Raw genomic sequence first — 15408 nt, 5'->3', positions numbered from 1 at the left:
GAGATACGCTCGCGTGCGAGCGTATCTCTGTGGGCATCTGTGGGACCCAACCTGGAGGAAACCATAGATGGTACACGTTGTTGAATTAGAGATTGCAGGCCGCACCTTGCGGCTTGAAACCGGTCGAGTGGCCAAGCAGGCCGACGGCTCGATTTGGGCCACCTACGGAGACACCGTAATATTGGCCACCGCGGTGGCGTCACAGAACGCCAAGCCCGGTATCGATTTTCTGCCCCTCACGGTCGATTACATTGAAAAAGCCTACGCCGCTGGAAAGATCCCGGGAGGATATTTCAAGCGCGAGGGACGTCCGGCGGAAAAGGAAGTCCTGACCAGCCGCTTGATCGATCGTCCTTTGCGACCGCTCTTCCCTGAAGGCTACTACTTCGAAACCCAGGTCATCGCGTCGGTCTTGTCCGCAGACAAAACAGGCGCGACGGATGTGGTCGGCATTACCGCGGCCTCCGCGGCCTTATCGATTTCGAATATCCCGTTCGCAGGACCCGTGGCCGGTGTGAAGATCGGCCGGGTGAAGGGCCAGTTTGTCGTGAATCCCGACCTGGAGACCTTGGAAATCAGCGATCTCCATTTGGTGGTAGCCGGGACGGCCGATGCCATCATGATGGTCGAAGCGGGCGCCAATGAATTGCCCGAGGCCATCATGCTGGAAGCCCTGGCCTTGGCCCATGCCGAGATCAAGAAGATCGTCGCGAAGATTTCCGAACTGGCCAAGCTGGTCGGGAGCAAGAAGCGCGAAGTGAAAGTTGAAGCGATCGATCCGACGCTGGCTGCCAAAGTGAAGGCGATGGTCGCGCAGCCGATTCGCGAAGCAATCATGATCCCGAACAAGGCCGCGCGTCAGGAGCGGTTGGATCAAGTGATGGCCGAGGCCGTCGAGAAGCTCAAGAATCCCGAGGTGCCCACCACCGAGCGCCACATCAAGATCGTCTTCCACGGGTTGGAATACACCGAAGTTCGAAACATGATTCTCGAAAAGCGTTCACGCGCCGACGGGCGCGGCCCGGCGGATATCCGGCCGATCACCTGCGAAGTCGGGGCTTTGCCCCGGGCGCACGGGTCCGCCATTTTCACGCGCGGCGAGACGCAGAGTCTTGCGGTCGTGACGCTGGGGACAACGGACGACGAGCAGCGCATCGATGCGCTGGAAGGCGAGTACACCCGCACCTTCATGCTGCATTACAATTTCCCGCCCTTCAGTGTCGGCGAGGCGCGGCCCCTTCGCACGCCGGGTCGGCGCGAGGTCGGTCACGGCGCGCTGGCAGAGCGGGCGTTGAAGCCGGTCATTCCCGGGAAAGACGTGTTTCCCTACACGCTCCGTATCGTGTCCGAAATTCTGGAGTCCAACGGATCCTCGTCGATGGCGACCGTCTGCGGCGGCACCCTGGCGATGCTGGATGCCGGCATTCCAATTAAGGAACCGGTGGCGGGTATTGCGATGGGTCTGATTAAGGAAGGGGACGGAGTCATCATCCTCTCCGATATCCTCGGCCTCGAAGATCATTTGGGCGATATGGATTTCAAAGTCTGCGGAACGAAGAATGGCGTGACGGCCTTGCAGATGGACATCAAGATCGGCGGGATCACGATGGCGTTGATGCAGCAGGCGCTGGAGCAGGCCCGTACCGGACGCATCCATATCCTTGAGCGGATGGCCTCGGCGTTGACGACGCATCGTGCGAACCTCTCGCCGTTTGCTCCGCGTATCTATACGGTCAAGGTCAAGCAGGATAAGATTCGGGACATCATCGGCCAGGGCGGGAAAACCATCCGCGCGATCCAGGCCGATTGCGGCGTCAAGATCAATATCGAAGATACCGGTATCGTCACTATCGCGTCCGCCGACGAGGCGTCGTTGCAGAAGGCGAAGGATATGATCAACCGGCTGACCGAAGAAGTCGAGATCGGCAAGATCTATATGGGGACCGTCAGGAAGATTATGGATTTCGGCGCATTCGTCGAAGTATTGCCGGGCACCGATGGTCTCGTGCACATTTCTCAATTGGCGCACCATCGCGTGAAGGCCGTATCCGACGAAGTTGCAGAGGGCGATCAGATCATGGTGAAAGTCCTGGAGATCGATCGCCAGGGCAAGATCCGCTTGAGCCGGAAAGAGACCATGCCGGCTCCGGCAGGAGGCTCACAGGAACCAGCGGCCGAGTAATCCTCGTGTATCGCAAACTCATTCTGGAGAACGGGGTCCGCTTGGTCAGCGAGCGGATCCCCACTCTCAAGTCGGTCACCGTCGGCATTTGGGTCAACGCCGGATCGCGTGACGAGCAGCCGGCACAAGCCGGATATTCCCACTTCATCGAACACATGTTTTTCAAGGGGACGACCAGCCGGTCGGCCACCGACATCTCGCGCGAGATCGATGCGCTGGGCGGCGAGATGAATGCCTTTACTACGCGCGAGACCACCACGTTTTATGTGAAAGTGCTCGACCAGCATCTGCCGAAGGCCCTCGACCTGCTCTCCGATCTCTTGCACCGCTCTAAATTCGCTCCGAAGGATATCGAAAAAGAAAAACAGGTGGTGTTGGAAGAGATCCGCATGGTGCAGGATGATCCGGAAGATCTTGTCCAGGAGCTCCACACCGGCCAGGTCATGGGCCGTCATCCGTTGGGCCGTCCGATTCTTGGGCGGGCAGCGACGATCGGGGCGTTGCGGCGGCAGGATCTTCTCGATTACATCGATGCGCGATATCAGCCGCAGGAGATTGTCGTCGCGGTGGCGGGAAGTTTTGATCAGCGAGCGCTTGAGCGGACCATTGCGCGCGAGTTCGGCCGTCGTCGTCCGTCATCGCCGCAGCCGCATGTGCGCCGTGCGCCGGAGATTCTCGGCGGCGTGGTGATGCAGCAAAAGAAATTGGAGCAGGTTCATCTCTGCATCGGCATGAAGGGCATATCTGCCGGCCATCCGGATCGGTATGCCGCGTATGTGTTGAATAGCGTGCTGGGCGGGAGTGTGAGTTCGCGCCTGTTTCAGGAAGTCAGAGAAAAGCGGGGACTGGCCTATTCGATCTACTCCTTTCTTTCCGGCTATTCAGACGGCGGGACCATCACCGTGTATGCGGGAACGCGCCAGAAAGAAGTCGAGCGGGTGCTCGACGTCATTCGCCGCGAGATTCGTCGCATGGCTGCCAACGGCATCACGCGGGATGAGTTGAAGCGAACGAAGGATCAAATGAAGGGCAGCCTGATGCTCAGCTTGGAGAGTTCGCATAGCCGGATGAATAAGCTGGCGAAGGACGAGATGATCAAAGGCAAACACACGTCACTCGATGACATGACGCGGGCCATCGATGCCGTCACATTCAAGCAGATGGAGCGAGTCGCACAGGAACTTCTTGACGAAAGATCGATGGCTATCACCGGTCTTGGGCCTCTGTCTGCGCGCCAACTCCAGCTCGCGAGATGAGAAGGTTTTAATGGAGCTGTATTTAGGACAGAATAAATGATTAAGAGAATGCTGCATAACGCGTTGTTGTATATGATGTTTACCTGTGGATTAAAATTTTATTAGAGGGTCAAACATTTTCTTGACACTAATTGACCGTTTCAGTACGATTGCGCCGGTCTAGTGAACTAGAAATTTTAAACGGGGAACAACCGCGAAAGAGAAAGAGGGAAGGGGGTGGCCGAACACTTTCTCCTGAGCTTTGTAGCCTCTGATCATTCGGTAGCAGACGTATTCATCGCTTTCAAAGTGAACGTTCATTAGGTTGTGGGTTTTATTTTTATGAAGGAGGGACTAGGTATGAAGAGGGTCTTAGTACTAGCCGCCGTTGCAGTGTTCTCTGTGGCTGGCTTGCTATCGGCCGGATTTGCCGTGGCCGCCGATGCTCCAGCTGGAGGTGGTCCTGCCACCGACGTGGTCGGTGGAAAGGTCATGAAGGGCGATGCCGCCAAGACGCTTCAGGGTCGTGTCTGGTCGCAGTGGGCCGACAATCCCGATAGCGAATTGCTGTTCGGTATTCAGTATTGGAACACCGGTGATCCTGCTTCAGGCACTCCGGCCGGCCGTTCGTCAACCATGATGGACGTCAAGCCTCCGGATCCTTTGGTCACCTGCTGCGGCTGGGGCTTTGTCGGCGGCACCGATAAGAACAACGCCTACGCAGGCTGGTACCATGCCGCCACGACGGTGCGTTTGGCTGTGAAGGACAAGGCGTTGATGGATCAGATCATCAAGGCTGCGCAGGAACTCGTGGCCATGGAAGTCACCTTGGACGGCCGGACCATTACCGGATTCAAGGTTCTCAAGTAATCGATTTCATCACGCTTTATTCTTTCATGTTGTTGAAGGAGGATTCGATTATGAAGCTTCAGAAGCAAGGCGGGGCCGTGATGGCAGCTGTTGCCCTGGTAGTCGGCATGGCTTCCAGCGCACTGGCCATCGAAGCATTTCAAGAGCGGTTTGAGTGGGGCGATCTCAGCAAGCCCACCACATTGCAGGGCCGAGTGATTGTGCTGGATCCCTACGACGAGGCGGTCTGGATCAATGTCGCGGTGTTCGGCGGCAACGCCGAGAGCGGCTTATTCTGGCAGAAAGTTCACCCGGGCAAGAACCTCAAGTTCTATGCAGACAAGGGTGCGTGGGAAGAGTTGAAGAAGATGGGCCGTCCGCATTCCGGACCGGCCGCGGCGAAGGAAGTGCCTCCGGGCAGCACGACCGACCTGGTCGAGTTTGTCGTCACGGAGACCGAGCAGAACCATCGCGTGATCTCGTCCGTCAAGAAGCTTCCAGAGATTGCCGGCGCTCCTGGGAAGACCATGAGCATTTCCAGCCTTCGCCTAAAGGAGTGCGCTGGTAAGAACGAAGCCGATGCTGGTTGCTCAGCAGCTAAGCAGGTGCTCAATGTGGCCCCGAAGGGCGAGCCGACTCAGCAGTATGATGTGATGGTGCCAGGCGGACGCACTCTCGGTGGTTTGATCCCTTGGGAAGCCAAGTACAATCAGGGCGGCGGGCACTGATTTAGTTTCCCGTTCGTAAGAAAAGGCGGTCGCTCCTCACGGGGCGGCCGCTTTTTTATTTTCCCGCTGATGGATATATACTGAATTGTATGAGAGGAAGTGTGGAGCTTGAGAGACTGCGACGACCTGGCAACTGTTAGTCAGGAAGAGCAATTGCCCGATGAAGCCTTCTCACAAGCCGTTCCGGAAGAAGAGAGATGCTTCGTATCAGCCTTTTTGATGGCGGGAGGCATTCCCTGCAAAGAGAACAAGCCCAGCGAGCAGCACGCTGATTCCGACGACAATCGCGCTCATCGTGCGTAGCTGACGATCTGCCTCGTCTCGGACTTCACCCGCGATCTTCGCAACGACTTCCAATAACAGATCCAGCTCTAGCGTCACCGCGATAAATTTGGACCCCGCCCGCTCCGCTGCGTTTTCCTCCGCGGCATCGCGCAGGCGTTGCGCTTCTTCCTGTGAAGTGGTTTTCCAGCGCTGTTGGATCAGACCGATGGTTTGCTCGGAGGTAGCCATATAGTCCGCGAGGCGTGCTTTGACCGCCTGGAGTTCCCGCAGCTCATCGGCCATTCCGCTTCTCTTGACGGTCGCGCTATTGGCGGCTTTGATGAATCGTTCGATGGGTTGCTCGATCTGGGCACGTCGTTCCGATAAACGAGCAGTAATACTCTCAAAGTCCTTTTGCGAATCGGCTTCGATCGCGCGCAGAATCGACGTGCGGTAGCGAATCAGTTTGGCATTGATGTGGCCGAGATCGGTCGTGGCCAGGGTGTACTCCGCATAGATGACCCGGAGTTCCTGATCCACGCGGCTGAGAGAATAGCCGCCCCAGAGACCGGTCAACAGGATGAGCAAACTGATGACGATAGTTCTCATGTCCGAACAATACCGGATTGAGGCAGAGAACACCATCGTAGGACAACGGATCGGCGGATCCGCAACGGCGGTTCACGCTACTTGAGTCTGATCGTTCGGCCTTCGATCTTGAGATCTCCAAGAAATGTTTTGAAATTGGTTTCAAAAAGATCGGTCGTCAAATGCTGGGCATCCTCTTGATCGAACCAAAACACCCGATCGCTTCCCGTTCCGGAGACCTTTTCTCGCACGATGCTCTCATCGGTGTGGTTTATGATCTGAAATGCCAGCGCGTTCGTTGCCGTGAGATCCGTATGCATGAATCCGCTCTTGGCATCCACGGACAGGCTCTGAATAGTCCCTGCAATCGTGATATCCGCGCCGTCGCTTCCCTGCGTACGTGCCATGAACGCTTTCCAGCCCTGCCGGCTCAGATAGTCGATGAGGGCTTGGGCCGTGGCTTTGGCCGCGCTCCCGCTCGGTAGATCAAAATAGCTGATTCCACCCCAGAGGTGCGATCGTGTTCCGAGATGGGCTTGATTGAGCCGCTGATCTTCGAAGGGGAGTACCGCAATCCTGGGTCCCGGGGTGGCCGAGGCGGTTCCGCCGCCCGGAGTGATTCCAGGAATCGCAATATCGATACGCTCGCCCTTGCCGGCACAGGCTCCCAGGACAAGCACCCCGATGCACAACAGAATCCGACAGGATAGACGATTCACAATTGCCTCCTTCTCCCGATGGATGGCCCAGGCAAAGTATCCGAAGAAAGTTTATTGCACGACAAAATGCGCGCGCCTATTGTATTTCCAGCAGCCTTCGTTGTGTTCGTTGCAAGCAGGTTTAACTTCACCATAACTGGTGGTGTGAAGACGGGAAGCCGGGATCCCGAGATTCTCCAAGTATCGCTTGGCGGATTTGGCGCGCTTTTCTCCCAACACGAGATTGTAGGCCAGAGTCCCGCGCTCGTCGCAATGCCCCTCGATCAATAGCGACTTGCCGGAAGCGTTCTGAATCCAATGGCCGTTGCGTTCGAGCACGGGCTGCGCATCGGTGCGAATGGTGTACTGATCGAAATCGAAATAGATATCTCCGATTCCAGTGGAGTCCGGAGTCATGACGGAACCGTTCTCATGCAACGAAGCTGCGCTGTTTGACGGGACGGTCCTTCCTGGTGCCTGGGCGGGAATCTGGTTGGTTTGCGTTTCTTGGGTGCGGGATACTCCGTTCTCCGCAGGAGGCTCTATCGAGGCGATCCGATCCGGTCGGACAGTCTCGGATGGAGTTTGGCCTTTTGTCGTCATGGATTGGTCTCCTGCGCTCGAGGACAATTGCTTGTTCGCGCAGCCAGCACCGCCAAGGATGAGACCACTCAGAGATAGGACGGTCCCCAGATACAAGAGAGTTCGGCTCAGGCGTCGGATCATTGGTCACCTCATGGCTGATTGAGAGTGGGTGGCATACCGTTGAGGCTTCCACCGCCGATCATCATGAACGTTGCATAGGCCGAGACGGGAAGGGGTGTCGCTACCGGTGAAGGTGCGACGAGGGCCAGAACCTCACAGATGTTGGGAGAATTCCTGCTGACTCTCGGGCGTGGCGATTCAGCGGCGAAGAGCGTCGTCATTTTCCGCGCGGTTGATCTTTGTATACGCGTAGGATAAGCAACACCAGGAGAATCCCGAACACCAGGCTCCCCCCAAGAAAGATCATGCCGTCAGTCGACATAGTGAGCGTTTCTTTTCTATCAGTGCGAGATCACGTTCATGTCTGTTCGTGAATTCGACGGTTGTAGCCTCAGAGGCACATTCCTCTTCTAGCCAGCTCACACGATGCGAGGCCGGACCAGTCGTTCACGCGAGCGAAGTGGGGGGCTGCAAGAGAGGCCGTTTCTTACAGCCCATTATTCGGTCGTTCCCATGGGACTGATCTGGCGTCTCGATCATCGGGCATGCTCATATCGTAGTCGCGCTGCATCGTCGGCAGATGGTGTGACACCACCAGACTTGGGAGGCCTTCAACTTGTGCAGGGTAAAAAAGCGCGATTGGTCTGTCCATTTCTCTTCACTGGCCTGTTCTGAAAGACCGTCTTGCACACGATGACAGGTGTCGCACAGTAAGACAACGGGGTCGCTCATCCATCGTCCCGGCGTGATGGTCTGTTCGGACTCGTCCTCTAACTCCATCTGCACCGCCTGGCCACAGAAGCCGTTGAGTCATGCCACTCTATACGGACTATTATCGCGGGATGGAACTCGTAATTCCCGAAGGTGCCGGATGTATTTTTACGAGGAAGCGGTCGATTCTGATGGGCCTAGGTGGGGGTAACAATTCCGTGGGACAGCGCATATTTGATCAAGTCAGCCGTATTCTCCAACTGCAAGAGTTCCAGGATTTGCCCCTTATGGAATTCAACGGTTCTCGGTGAAATGTTCAGCACATTAGCGATGTCTTTGGCGGTGCGCCCTTCGGTAAGAAGTTGAAGAACTTCCTTCTGCCGCAGAGTGAGGCCGCCGGCGCCATTGGCCTTTTCGGATGGGGTGGCGAGAAAGACGGCCAGGAGGTCCTTGGTAATGAGCGGGGTAATATACGAGTGCCCGGCAAGGACCGCTCGGATCGCCTGCTCCAACTCATCGACCGCTGATCGTTTCAGGACATAGGCAGAGGCGCCGGCTTCAAACGCAGAGCGAACATATTCCGTGTCCGCATGCATCGTGACGAAGATCAGCTTGGCCATCGGGCACACTTTTTTAAGATGGGCAGCCGCATCAATGCCGTTCAGGAGGGGCATCGACACGTCGAGTATAATGATGTCCGGCTGAAGGGCTTTGGCCGACTCGATCAGTGCGCGACCGTCTGCGGCGGTGCCGACAAGGTCGTACCGGCCTTCCAGAATACGTTTGAAGCCTTCAATGATGAGCGCGTGGTCGTCGGCCAGCAGAACGCGGGGTTTATGCACGGGGTGCTCCTGTAGTCAGGGGAATCTCAACATGGATATGGGTGCCCTGGGAGGGCGTAGAATCGATTCCGAATCGACCCTTCGCCAGGCGAACCCGTTCTTTCATGCTGAGAAGCCCCAGGTGTGCTCGGGTCTGCGAGAGTTGCGCCTGGTCGAATCCCTTGCCGTTGTCATGGACAGAGAGAGACACGAGATCGTCTTCGCAGATCAACTCGACTTCAACCTGGGAGGCGTGGGCGTGGCGGACGATGTTGCTCAGACTTTCCTGTACGATCCGATAGAGGCAGATCGCCATTTCTGCGGGGAGCCCCGTCGTAGGATCCCGATGGACATAGGATATCTTGATTCCTGTGCGGGTGGAGAAATCATCGATCTGGCGTCGAATGGCTTTCACGAGCCCGAGATCGTCGAGGATGGAGGGGTGAAACCGGTAGGCCATCTGGCGTACGTCATCAGAGACAATGGTCAGCCGGTCGGAGACCAGCCGAATCGTCGAGCGGAGCGAGTGTGCGTCGGAGGACTCGTCTTTCTCAGCCTGCCGCAAATCCATTGAGAGCATGGCGAGCCGTTGATTGATATCGTCGTGGAGGTCCCGGGAAATCCGTCTGCGATCCTCTTCCTGCGCCGTGAGGAGTTGTCCGGCTAACGCGCGCAGATCCTCCCGGCTCTGTCGAAGTTCCCGCTGATTCGCCTGCAACACGGCTTCACTGTTCCGAAGCGATTGTTCCGTCTCTGCTCGCTCGGCGATTTCCTCAACCAGGGTATTGTTGACGGTTGCCAGTTCCTGGGTGCGTTGTTGAACGCGTATTTCGAGGTCATCATGGGCACGTTGCAACGTGTCCTCTGCCCGGCGCTGATGAAGGAAGAACAATACCGGTAGCCAGATGGCCGTCAAACTAAAGAGCCGGTTCGTGACGCCCATCCAAAGGGGAACTCCGTCGAGCGTGGGGCTCAGAATCACGTCGGCCATGGTCAGCACGGAACATATGGAGGCGGTGATCACCGGCCCTGTACGGTTCGGTAGCAGGAACGACAGAATGACGAGTCCCCCGTAGAGAACGCCGTTTCCTATTCCCAGCGGGAGGTAGAGGTCGAGACAGAACAGGGCGATCCCCAGACCGATGATCACCAAGAGGAGTCGTTGATTGGCATTGACTGCCATGAAGCGCCTCGCAGGCGGCCATTATCCGACTATTGAGGAAGCGGCATCAAGAGGGATGCGGCCCTCAGGATGCGGCATCCTTGGTCGAGGGGGTCGCTTTTCGCTGGAGATCCGCAAGGCAGTTGAGGGCATCCAGAGGCGTCATCGAGAATAAATCGATTTGCCGAACTTCCTCGACCAGGGGGTGCGGTTGAGGCAACGGCGCGGCGGCTGGTTCTGCGTGGGGGGCTGACTCCGCGATCTGGGCCGCCTCCGGTCGCTCCAACTGCACAAGGACATCCTGGGCCCGCGCGATGACGGATTGCGGGAGGCCTGCCAGCTTGGCGACGTAGATGCCATAACTCCGGTCCGCTCCTCCGGCGACAATCTTCCGGAGAAAGACCACATCGCCGTCGCGCTCTTGCACCGCCACCCGGAAATTCTTGATCCCGTCACGCTGTTGTTCCAATTGGGTCATCTCATGATAGTGCGTGGCGAACAACGTGCGGGCTCCGAGCGTCCTACGATCGTGGATATATTCTGCAACGGCCCAGGCGATACTGAGCCCGTCGTAGGTGCTGGTGCCCCGCCCGATTTCGTCAAGCAGGATCAGGCTCCGCACGGTCGCGCTGTGAAGAATCGTGGCGGTTTCAACCATCTCCACCATGAAGGTGCTGTGGCCGCTGGCCAGATTGTCCGAGGCTCCCACGCGGGTGAAGATTCGATCGACCACGCCGATGGTCGCGGCCGTCGCCGGGACGAAGCTGCCGATCTGGGCGAGCAGGACGATCAAGGCGACTTGGCGAAGGAAGGTGCTTTTCCCGGCCATATTGGGCCCGGTCAGGATCTGCAGGCGGTGGGAGTCCAGGTTCAGGAATGTGTCGTTCGGCACGAATGCCATCTCTTCAGTCAGCCGTTCCACGACGGGATGGCGGCCGCCTCGAATGTCGATCAGCCCGCCTTCGTTGATGACGGGTTTGGCGTATTGATTCAGGGCGGCGGTTTCCGCCAGCCCGGCCAGCACGTCGATCAAGGCCAGTTTTCCGGCCATCTCTTGCAGGCGGTCGGCGTGGCCGGCGAGGGTCGTGCGAAGCTGGGCGAATAGATCCTGCTCCAGCGCCAGCAGTTTCACTTCGGCGCCCGTTACACGTTCTTCAAGTTCTTTCAACTCGGGGGTCATGAATCGCTCGGCGTTGACCAGCGTTTGCTTGCGAATAAAGTCCGCCGGCACGCGGGCCAAATTGGCCTTGGTGATTTCGATGTAGTAGCCGAACACCTGGTTGTAGCGGACTTTCAGGGAGTCGATGCCGGTCCGCTCACGCTCTTTCGCCTCCAATGCGGCAATCCAGTGTTTGCCTTCGGTGTTGGCTTTTCGCAGTTCATCCACGTCAGCGTGGTATCCGTCGCGGATCACGCCTCCGTCTCGAAGGGACATCGGCGCTTCCGGTTGAAGGGCCTGTTCGATCAGTTCGGCGAGATCCCGCCCGTCGTCCCACGCTTCGCGGGCTTCGGCGAGCTGGGGGCTTAGGAGCGGAGTCAGCTGCGTTGCGATTTCCGGAAGGGCGGCGAGGGAGTCCTTCAGTGCCAGGAGTTCCCGGGGGCCCGCCACGCCGAGAACGATGCGGCCACTCAGGCGTGAGAGATCCTGCACGGTTCTGAGCGCCGCGCGCAATGCCACGCGTGCCGCAATCCGGTCTTTCAATTCTCCGACGGCATCGAGTCGGGCTTGGATGGCATCACTGTGAATCAGCGGCCGGACTAACCATTGGCGGAGCAGGCGGCTTCCCATGGCGGTGACGGTTCGATCCAGCACGGAGAGCAGCGTGGCAGGTTTCCCGCTGTGACCGTCGTCGAAGGCCCCCATCGGTTTCAGCAGCTCGAGATTGCGAATGGTGACGCTGTCCAAATGCATCGCGTCCGAGATCCGGCGGACACGCGGGCGACGGATGTAATCCAGCGGCGCGTTCGGCTGGGTGTCGCGGAAGTAGTTCAGGACCGCTCCGGCCGCGCCGATTCCCGCCGTCAGGCCCTGACAACCGAAGGCCTCCAGCGAATGAATGTGAAACTGCTCTTGCAGCAGGCGAGCGGCTCGTTCAGCGTCAAACGTCGACGCGTCGCGCTCGCACAGGCGTATGCCTTTCATCTGATCGAGCCAGGCCCTGTCCCGGCGGTCGGCTGTTGGCGCAAACAGAATTTCACGGGGATCGAGGCGAGCCAGTTCATCCAACGTTTGCGTCTGAGCCTGATCCCCCTGAAATTCGGCAATCCAGAACTCTCCGGTGGAGACTTCGAGCATCGCCAATCCGATAACGGGTTGTGGTTTGGCTGTGGAGCTCACGGCCACGGCTGCGAGGAAATTCGATTCGACCGGAGAAAGAAACTCGGTTTCGACGAGCGTGCCGGGCGTGTACAGCCGGACGACTTCTCGGCGTACCAGCCCTTTAGCGAGCTTGGGGTCCTCGACCTGCTCGCACAGCGCCACCGTCCGCCCGGCCTTCAGCAGCTTGGCGATATAGCCGGTGGCGGCATGGTAAGGGACGCCGCAGAGCGGGACGGGATTCGGGCTGTTCTTGTCGCGCGAGGTCAGCGCGATGGAAAGAATGCGCGAAGCTTCCTGCGCATCCTGATAAAACATTTCGTAGAAATCACCCACCCGGAAAAACAAGATCGCATGTTCGTAGCCGCGCTTGATCTCCCGGTATTGCCGCATCAGCGGACTGGCGTCGTGATCACTCATCGGCGAGATCTCGCGCGGGGTGCTTGACGGAGGTGGAACGGCCGGCGGCCTATTCGAGCGACCCGTATTGCCGTATCAGCGGACTTGGCGTTGTGCTCACTCATCGACGAGATCTCGCGCGGGCCCGGGGGTTGAACTCGAACGGCCGGTCAGCTTTTCGAGCGACTGGCGCGCACGCTCCAGATCCACTTCGGCATCTTGCAGCGCTTTGGTCTTGCGGCGGAGTTCAATTCGGCCGCGCACCCATGGGGGGAATAACAGAATGCCGGACACGAGCAGGCCGACAGCGAAGGCGGTGAGGATCGGTTTGTAGATCAGGGTGGAGGCTTCCAGTAGACCGAAGAAGTACCGCAAGGTGACTTCCTGTTCCTGATTTTGGAGAAAAAACGCCAGGGAAAGGAGCAGCAGAATTCCGACCAAGATGAGCCGAATCATGATGTGCGGGGTCTCCCTCTCCCGGTGGCCGTCTTGCGCGATGCGCTGGGTGTGGCCGCGCGCCGGCGTTGTCGAGCGGCTTGTTTGAGTGCTGCGAGCAACGTGCAGGCGCGCGGTCCGTGAGCGGTCATGCGCGCAGTTCTCGTCGTCGGTGTGTTGTGCTGTAACGTGAGTTCAAACCGATCGCTCGGCAATAATTCCGGGAACTTGTCGGCCCATTCGATCGCCGTGACGATGTTCCCATGAAAGTATTCTTGCAGCCCGATTCCTTCGGCTTCCGCTCCGCTCCGTAGGCGATAGAGATCCACGTGAATCAGCGGGAGCCGTCCCTCGTATTCGTGGATCAGGACGAAGGTCGGGCTGGTCACCTGATTCGACGGCGTGCCCAGTCCTGTTGCAATGCCGCGCACGAGAGCCGTTTTCCCGGCGCCGAGTTCTCCGGAGAGGGCCAGGGTTTCGCCGCCGGCCAGTGATCGCCCGATAATCCGGCCGAATGCTTCTGTGGCGGTGCGGGAGGGGAGCGCCACCGTCCAGGGCGCAGACGACGCAGCGCGTGGCGGCGTAGCCGCGCGGGCCTTCCGTGGTGCGGCGGTCGTGGGCCGGCTACGCTGAGCCGATGTTCGTGAGCGCATAGGGAATATGGTCAATGACATCTCTGGCGATTAAGCTGGTCTGTCCTATTGTCTCGGCGGCCAGATCTCCGGCGAGTCCGTGCACATAGGTTGCGGCACAGGCGGCCTCCCATGAGGCGACTCCCTGGGCGAGTAGTCCGACGATCATACCGGTTAAGACATCGCCGGTTCCAGCGGTGGCCATACCGGGATTGCCGGTCGGGCAAATGGCCACCCTGCCGTCAGGTCCGGCAATCACGGTCCTGGCGCCTTTGAGCACCAGGTAGCAGCCGCGTTCTCTGGCAAAACGTGCGGCCGTACCGATTCGGTCCCCGTTGACCGATTGAGCCGAGGATTCGGTCACGAGTCTGGCCATTTCGCCGGGATGTGGCGTCAGGATGGGGGGGATTGTACACTCGGTGAAGAGCGCGGCGCGACCGGCCAGCGCGTTCAACGCATCGGCATCGAGGACACTCGGTCGATCTAGTTGCCGGACGAGTGCCTGCACCAGCTCAATGGTTTCCGGATGGGTTGAGAGCCCGGGGCCGATCGCGACCGCCGTTCTTGCGGCGATGAAGTCTTTCAGGCGATCCAACGCGGCGCGGGACAAGGTGCGCGCCTTGGTCTCGGGCATCGGGATCGTCATGACTTCCAAGAGCTTGGCTTCCAGGACATCGTTGACGCTCGCCGGGATGGCCACGGTCACCAGACCTGCCCCCATTCGCAGAGCCGCCTGTGCCGACATCGCTGCGGCCCCGGTCTTGCCGACCGAGCCGGCGATGATGCCGGCATGGCCGAAGGTGCCTTTGTGGCTGGAGAGCCGGCGGGGAGGTAAGGCGGTCTGAACAAACGGGGCGGTGATCAAGCGGATTCGGCTTTCCGTGGCATCGACATAGGCCGGTGGAATACCGATATCGACAATCTCCACCCGTCCGGCGTGATCGATGCCCTGATTCAGGAATAGACCCAGCTTGGGCAGCCCGAAGGTTACCGTCAGATCGGCCTTCACGGCGCGGCCTAACACTGCGCCGGTGTCGGCATGGATACCGGAGGGCAAATCCACGGCCACGGTCAGGCGCTCTGCCTGATTGATGATGTCAATCGCCTCCGCATAGCGGCCGGTGACCGGAGCGGCCAGGCCTGTCCCGAGCAGCGCATCGATGATCGCGTGGCTGTCGCCGAGTATCGTCTGAATTTGACCGGTCGAAGTAAATGGCTTCACGACAGTCTTGCCGGCGGTCCGGACGAGTTGCCGGTACATGCGCGCGGCGTCGCCACTCAGGTCCGTGGCCGGAGCCAGGGTGAACACCTGCACCTTGGCTCGTTGCTTGTGGAGCAAGCGCGCCACGACGAATCCGTCGCCGCCGTTATTGCCTTTCCCACAGAAGATCGTGATGACTTTCCCGCGCAAGGCACCCAGCTGGTGCTCAAGGCTGGCGACGACACCGGCTCCGGCCCGCTCCATCAACGTGGTTCCGGGCACGCCGGCTTCTTCGATCGTCCGGCGATCCAGCGCCTGCATCTGTGCGGCGGTGACGATGAGCATCATTGCGGGGCGTACCCTTTTCTGGCCGTGGGCCATTGCGATGCGACTGGCAGCGCATGGCGCGAGAGGATGAATGCGTGTGGCGTCATGAGATCGTTGACGGCTCGAGTCACGGTGAATGGCGTCGACAGGCAGG

General features: G+C 58.9%; 13 protein-coding genes. 4 read left to right on the top strand and 9 right to left on the bottom strand.

All coding sequences use genetic code 11. The annotated features are described in order from the left end of the window. Nucleotides 1–67 precede the first annotated feature (67 nt). From pnp to Q8N04_16955, 4 genes are all read left to right on the top strand, one after another. Nucleotides 68–2182: a polyribonucleotide nucleotidyltransferase gene (gene pnp, locus Q8N04_16970; GenBank protein MDP3092367.1), complete on the top strand. Its 2115-nt coding sequence runs from the start codon at nt 68–70 to the stop codon at nt 2180–2182. 5 nt (nt 2183–2187) lie between these two features. Further along, nucleotides 2188–3438, top strand: a complete 1251-nt coding sequence (locus Q8N04_16965; protein ID MDP3092366.1) for a pitrilysin family protein — start codon at nt 2188–2190, stop codon at nt 3436–3438. Nucleotides 3439–3777: 339 nt separating this feature from the next. Then, nucleotides 3778–4287, top strand: coding sequence for a hypothetical protein (locus Q8N04_16960; protein ID MDP3092365.1), 510 nt, complete (start codon nt 3778–3780; stop codon nt 4285–4287). Nucleotides 4288–4337: 50 nt separating this feature from the next. After that, nucleotides 4338–4994 carry a hypothetical protein gene (locus Q8N04_16955; protein MDP3092364.1) on the top strand — a complete coding sequence of 219 codons (657 nt, stop codon included), beginning with the start codon at nt 4338–4340 and terminating at the stop codon, nt 4992–4994. Between the two features lie 207 nt (nt 4995–5201). On the opposite strand, the gene Q8N04_16950 is transcribed toward Q8N04_16955, so the two are convergent. The 9 genes from Q8N04_16950 to Q8N04_16910 all read right to left on the bottom strand — a co-directional run bounded on the left by Q8N04_16950 (nt 5202) and on the right by Q8N04_16910 (nt 15275). Beyond that, nucleotides 5202–5867, bottom strand: a complete 666-nt coding sequence (locus tag Q8N04_16950) for an MCP four helix bundle domain-containing protein (protein MDP3092363.1) — start codon at nt 5865–5867, stop codon at nt 5202–5204. A 77-nt stretch (nt 5868–5944) separates the two neighbouring features. Further along, nucleotides 5945–6565: a hypothetical protein gene (locus tag Q8N04_16945; GenBank protein MDP3092362.1), complete on the bottom strand. Its 621-nt coding sequence runs from the start codon at nt 6563–6565 to the stop codon at nt 5945–5947. Nucleotides 6566–6616: 51 nt separating this feature from the next. Then, nucleotides 6617–7147 (bottom strand): OmpA family protein, encoded by a 531-nt coding sequence (locus Q8N04_16940; GenBank protein ID MDP3092361.1) that lies wholly within the window; start codon nt 7145–7147, stop codon nt 6617–6619. Between the two features lie 1010 nt (nt 7148–8157). Then, nucleotides 8158–8802 carry a response regulator transcription factor gene (locus tag Q8N04_16935; GenBank protein MDP3092360.1) on the bottom strand — a complete coding sequence of 215 codons (645 nt, stop codon included), beginning with the start codon at nt 8800–8802 and terminating at the stop codon, nt 8158–8160. Beyond that, nucleotides 8795–9964: a sensor histidine kinase gene (locus tag Q8N04_16930; GenBank protein MDP3092359.1), complete on the bottom strand. Its 1170-nt coding sequence runs from the start codon at nt 9962–9964 to the stop codon at nt 8795–8797. The genes Q8N04_16935 and Q8N04_16930 overlap by 8 nt, the downstream gene beginning before the upstream one ends. Nucleotides 9965–10028: 64 nt before the next feature. Continuing rightward, the gene (gene mutS, locus Q8N04_16925; protein ID MDP3092358.1) at nt 10029–12680 is read right to left on the bottom strand and encodes a DNA mismatch repair protein MutS; all 2652 of its coding nucleotides are present in this window, start codon (nt 12678–12680) and stop codon (nt 10029–10031) included. 96 nt (nt 12681–12776) lie between these two features. Beyond that, the gene (locus Q8N04_16920) at nt 12777–13115 is read right to left on the bottom strand and encodes a LapA family protein (protein MDP3092357.1); all 339 of its coding nucleotides are present in this window, start codon (nt 13113–13115) and stop codon (nt 12777–12779) included. Beyond that, complete coding sequence (gene tsaE, locus Q8N04_16915) at nt 13112–13747, bottom strand: tRNA (adenosine(37)-N6)-threonylcarbamoyltransferase complex ATPase subunit type 1 TsaE (protein ID MDP3092356.1); 636 nt, start codon at nt 13745–13747, stop codon at nt 13112–13114. Before tsaE ends, Q8N04_16920 begins: the two co-directional genes overlap by 4 nt. Then, the gene (locus Q8N04_16910) at nt 13719–15275 is read right to left on the bottom strand and encodes an NAD(P)H-hydrate dehydratase (protein ID MDP3092355.1); all 1557 of its coding nucleotides are present in this window, start codon (nt 15273–15275) and stop codon (nt 13719–13721) included. Before Q8N04_16910 ends, tsaE begins: the two co-directional genes overlap by 29 nt. Nucleotides 15276–15408 lie beyond the last annotated feature (133 nt).

It is taken from the genome of Nitrospira sp., from assembly GCA_030692565.1.
Classification (GTDB): Bacteria; Nitrospirota; Nitrospiria; order Nitrospirales; family Nitrospiraceae; genus Nitrospira_D.
The sequence above is the reverse complement of the archived record's forward strand: the minus strand, read 5'-3'. Positions and strand labels throughout refer to the sequence as shown.